The organism is Aliterella sp. E5.1 (genome assembly GCF_057473825.1).
The window spans coordinates 1-1,579 of sequence record NZ_JBYCCV010000328.1; the positions used below are offsets into that span (position 1 = coordinate 1).

The window sequence follows — 1,579 nt, forward strand, 5'->3', positions numbered from 1 at the left end:
TTATCTTAAGTTTCAATTTCAAGCCGATGATTGGTTACTCTTTGGTAGCGAAACAGCTGGCTTGCCACCTGAAATTCTCGCCAGCTGTACTGCCACCCTGCGGATTCCGATGATCCAATCTCAGGTTCGCAGCCTCAATTTATCAGTCAGTGCCGCCCTTGGTTTATTTGAGGCCTGCCGTCAACTTCAGCTCCTAGACTAGCTAGGTTAAAGAAGCTTTTTCCGAATTAGGGTTTGCTGAGTTTGGACTCTAGATTATCGCCTTTTGCCTCTGAACTAGGGGGCGTCAAAGGCGGGAATGACCCAGGAGCGCATAGTGATTGCTGCGATATGAGGCCGATGGTGAATTTCCTCAGGGGGTTGAACGTTCAAGGGAGGGTGCTCCCAAGATGAAAAACTCACCTGGTTCCTCTGGGGAAGCTGCAATAGCACAAGAGTTCTTTAGGATGACAGCATTGATTTGCGGGTTGTACCCCAATGGTATTTGACATTAATTCATAAAAAGTTATCTAGCAATTATGATCAGTATTTTGATTGAAAACGATTAGGCGTTTGATGAGTTTTGCTAAATAGTGATAAATTTTTTTGATTAGAAATCGAAATTTAATAAATAAGAAAATTGTATAGTACCGCAATCGCTTTTTCTAGAGTGGAGCTGAGGAATTTGCTGAGACTATTGGCAAAAAGCAAGCGCTGCAACCCTTATGTGGCAAGGGTCTGAGGAGCTAGCGACCTGTCTAAGCAGGTTGAGATATAGATTGGCTCTCGCCCAGGCAAATTTTTTATTTAATTGTCCGCTAGGGTTGTCGAAAATCAACAAATTAGGGTACAGTCGCCTCTGGATTCGTTAATTTATTTGTCTGCAATTACGGCAACCATAAATGCGGTAGTTGAGGCTGATCTGTAATTTGCTGAAGTTTTGAAATGCCAAGGAGATTAACCCCAAGAATGATCCGGCAGGCTGCATTTACGATAGTCTAACCAAGATTGACTTGATCAAATTCAGTCATCAAGGTAATTTAGCCTAGGCGTTGTGGCTGTTATTAGTTTCCATTTTGCTGAAGGGCAAGTCATAAATCCCTTGTTCATCGGTGCGGTGACGTACTAATCACTAGGAATTATCAGGAGGTCTTCTTTGAAAAAAATAGTTCCCCACGGAGCCAAGTCTGTAGCTGTGCGCCGGATAAAGATACAAAAGGCTTCAAAGCTAAGGCATCCACTTTATTCAGGGACTCACTTCAACTCAGTTATGACAAAACTAGGGGTCATCTTTTCCCTGGGAACCGCCACAGTTTTAACGTGTCAATCTCAAGCCACTGCTGCTCAATCGGGACTCAATTCAGATCTATTTACAGGGACTACCTCATCACTCTTAAAGTCTTCTGATCTAGGCAATAATACCAATGCTCGCTTCTTTACGCTCCCCAGCGCTTCTGAATCAGCGGTTGCCCTTACCCCGGAGTCGACCCTCATTGCCAGTTCGGACTTAAGGGAATCAATCTTTTCTGATCTTGAGCGGCCAGCCCTTTTGCAATCAGATGAAACGCTTGATCTAGAGCCCTCTGCCCCCTCTGAGTTG

2 protein-coding genes are annotated in these 1,579 nt (G+C 44.2%); both read left to right on the forward strand.

What is annotated here, in order from left to right:
* On the forward strand, positions 1 to 202 hold a 202-nt coding region (locus AC2VE5_RS26860), incomplete at its 5' end, for a tRNA (cytidine(34)-2'-O)-methyltransferase (protein WP_486890593.1).
* Between the two features lie 933 nt (positions 203 to 1,135).
* The coding region (locus tag AC2VE5_RS26865) for a hypothetical protein (protein WP_486890595.1) at positions 1,136 to 1,579 on the forward strand (444 nt) is incomplete at its 3' end.